The sequence below is a fragment of the Paenibacillus ihuae genome (assembly GCF_001368795.1).
In the GTDB taxonomy this organism is placed as follows: Bacteria; Bacillota; Bacilli; order Paenibacillales; family Paenibacillaceae; genus Paenibacillus_AQ; species Paenibacillus_AQ ihuae.
Genome location: NZ_LN831198.1, coordinates 2,586,635 through 2,589,289, shown reverse-complemented (window position 1 = coordinate 2,589,289; position 2,655 = coordinate 2,586,635). Strand labels below are relative to the sequence as shown.

Below are 2,655 nucleotides of genomic sequence, written 5' to 3'. Positions count from 1 at the left end.
CGGCAGATCACGATGGTTTCACGTGCAGGGTCAAGCTCGTTCAGTCTCAAATTCAGTTCACCGAGCGGAATATGCTTAGCGCCTGCAACGTGGCCTTCCTCCCATTCTTCGACTTCACGAACATCGAGTACCGATAACGACTCACCTTGGTTAAGACGGCTCGCTAGTTCACTAGGGGCCATTTCTTTATAAGCCATGCTGTATTCATCCTCCTGGTGTTTGTTTATCTGTAGTCTTTCCTCACTCATCTGCTTTTAACAAGCAATTCCACAGCTTCTTTGACCATTTTTCCCGGATCTGGATTACCGTTGGCTTGTTCTTCCAAAATACATTGCTGCAGATTCTCCGCCACAATTTGAGCAAGCGCTCTATCGGAGGCGTTGCGAATGGCAGACAACTGTGAAACGACCTCTTTGCAGGACTTACCTTCATCCATTAACCGCAGCACGCCGCGAATCTGTCCTTCGATTCTGCGCAAACGGGTTTTAATTTCATTGGGATAATTGTATTCCATATCTGTTCATCTCCTCTTATAAGCAATACCTGTATAGGTATAGTATAGAGCAAAACCATTCAATATACACGCTATATAAACAAGTTGACTTTTCCGTTTGATGCATCGCCGAGATAAGCGGCAACACCTGCATATTCGATACCGTCCATCAGTTCTTCCTGTTTTAGACCTAGAAGATCCATAGTCATCGTACAGGCAACAAGCTTGACTCCTTGCTCCTTTGCAAGCTCAATCAATTGTGGCAATGACAATGCATTATGCTTCTTCATGACATGCTTGATCATCTGGGGTCCAAGCCCGCCGAAATTCATTTTAGAAAGACCCAGCTTGTTAGCGCCGCGCGGCATCATCCAGCCGAATGCTTTTTCAAGAAAGCTCTTATTGGTTTGGATCACCTCATCTTTGCGAAGGGCATTCAATCCCCAGAAGGTAAAGAAAATCGTCACTTCATGATCATAAGCTGCAGCCCCGTTAGCTATTATAAAAGCGGCAATCGCCTTATCGAGTTCACCGCTAAAGAGCACAATTGTAGATTGTTCAGACATTTTTATTTAGACCCACCTTTTATATACAGTTACCCCTATGGGTATATAATGACGAATAAAGAACATTTTATAATCTTTCATACATGTTCCTCCTAAAGGATAGAGGACCAAATCTTAACAGAGGTTAAAGAGATAAGGATGATTAAAGCATATCTCAGCAGCTTTACGTTCATTTTGGCGCTTATTTTTGAACCCAGCGGTGCACCGATCAAGCTGCCAATGACAGTAAATAGTGTCGGCCATAATGGAATAGCGCCTCCGGTAATTTTACCAACCACTCCGCCAATGGCTGAAATAAAGACAATTGCCAGTGAGGACGCAATGGTCGTACGGGCTGGAATGTGGAGCAGAGTGAGCATGACCGGAATCAGAATAAAAGCTCCTCCAGCTCCGACAATGCCTGAAACAATTCCGACTATAAACGCAGATACAATTGCAATGAAGGTATTAAATTGTAGATCCTTCCCCTTCTCTTCCGTTCCTTTGCCCGGTATCAGCATCAAGATCACGGCTAGAACAGCCAGGATGCCATAAATCAGGTTAATGATGTCCCCTTCAAGCATTCCTGAGACAAAACCTCCGATCAAACTGCCAGCCAATATGCTGGTGCCCATATATAAAACGAGCCGTTTGTTCACGAGAGAAGGCCCCGTTTTACTCTTTTTCCGGAAAGCCAACACTCCTGCTAATGAAGCAAAAAAGACCTGGAACATACTGATCGATGACACTTCATGCGCATTAAATTGGGCCGCTCCGAGAAGAGAGGGCACATAAAGCAGCAGTGGATAGTTAATAATTGCTCCTCCGATCCCAAGTAAACCTGAAAAGAAAGAGCCGATCAATCCAAGCGCAACCATGATGATCATTAGCAAGGGATCCATAATCTGCCTCCTTATCGTGTGAATTTGTTGTATACGATCCGCAAAAGTCAGGTTATAATTAAAACATAGTTACCACATAGGAAATGAGGTATAAAAGTATGCTGATGGTATTAAAAAAATGGTTCACCGATACATGCCCTGTGTGCCAGGAAAGACTTCAGGCAGAAAGCAATTTCGCGTGCGCTACCAAATCCTGTCCCCAAGGTCATTATAGAGAAGAAGCCTACTGTACACTTGGAGTGAGGGTTACCTATAAAGGCTTGAAATAAGCGAACACATCAGGCGTGTTCGCTTATCCTGCTCTACACCTTTTTTACAAAAAATTTATAGATGCCGTTGTCTTCTTCATGCTTCAGAAGTTCGTGTTTCGTCTGCTTGACCCATGCTTGGAAATCGTTAATGGAGCCTTTATCTGTCGACTGAACTTCCATAACTTGCCCGGATTCCAATCCGTCCAAAGCCTTCTTTGCCTTTACAATAGGCAACGGGCATGCCATTCCTTTAGTATCAACTACAATGTCTGTTTTCATTTATATATTCCTCCTCTTATTTGTCATGAACCGCGCAGCGATTGGGACCGACTTCCATCTCCCGCTGCTCGTCTTCGCTAGGTGTTATTTTCCCCATATTGGTCTGACGAATTTCCTGATAGGCATTTGGCTGCGGAGGCAGATTTTCGGTGACTGTGCGGCGGAATTCTTCCTCGTGCTGAATG

Annotated in this window: 5 protein-coding genes and 1 pseudogene; all 6 read right to left on the bottom strand. The window is 44.3% G+C overall.

What is annotated here, in order from left to right; all coding sequences use genetic code 11:
- On the bottom strand, nucleotides 1–182 hold a 182-nt coding region (locus AQR02_RS11675), incomplete at its 3' end, for a rhodanese-like domain-containing protein (protein ID WP_245237347.1).
- 62 nt (nucleotides 183–244) lie between these two features.
- Nucleotides 245–514 (bottom strand): metal-sensitive transcriptional regulator, encoded by a 270-nt coding sequence (locus AQR02_RS11670; protein WP_038696171.1) that lies wholly within the window; start codon nucleotides 512–514, stop codon nucleotides 245–247.
- A gap of 71 nt (nucleotides 515–585) precedes the next feature.
- Complete coding sequence (locus AQR02_RS11665) at nucleotides 586–1,059, bottom strand: DsrE/DsrF/DrsH-like family protein (protein WP_038696170.1); 474 nt, start codon at nucleotides 1,057–1,059, stop codon at nucleotides 586–588.
- Nucleotides 1,060–1,151: 92 nt separating this feature from the next.
- The gene (locus AQR02_RS11660; RefSeq protein ID WP_038696168.1) at nucleotides 1,152–1,940 is read right to left on the bottom strand and encodes a sulfite exporter TauE/SafE family protein; all 789 of its coding nucleotides are present in this window, start codon (nucleotides 1,938–1,940) and stop codon (nucleotides 1,152–1,154) included.
- 302 nt (nucleotides 1,941–2,242) lie between these two features.
- Nucleotides 2,243–2,470 (bottom strand): sulfurtransferase TusA family protein, encoded by a 228-nt coding sequence (locus tag AQR02_RS11655; protein ID WP_038696166.1) that lies wholly within the window; start codon nucleotides 2,468–2,470, stop codon nucleotides 2,243–2,245.
- A gap of 16 nt (nucleotides 2,471–2,486) precedes the next feature.
- Nucleotides 2,487–2,655 (bottom strand): annotated as a pseudogene (locus AQR02_RS32430) (MBL fold metallo-hydrolase); the annotation flags it as partial.

Coding starts and splice junctions, on each gene's coding strand:
- AQR02_RS11670 (WP_038696171.1), bottom strand. CDS start 514: ATGGAATACAATTATCCCAATGAAATTAAAACCCGTTTGCGCAGAATC.
- AQR02_RS11665 (WP_038696170.1), bottom strand. CDS start 1,059: ATGTCTGAACAATCTACAATTGTGCTCTTTAGCGGTGAACTCGATAAG.
- AQR02_RS11660 (WP_038696168.1), bottom strand. CDS start 1,940: ATGGATCCCTTGCTAATGATCATCATGGTTGCGCTTGGATTGATCGGC.
- AQR02_RS11655 (WP_038696166.1), bottom strand. CDS start 2,470: ATGAAAACAGACATTGTAGTTGATACTAAAGGAATGGCATGCCCGTTG.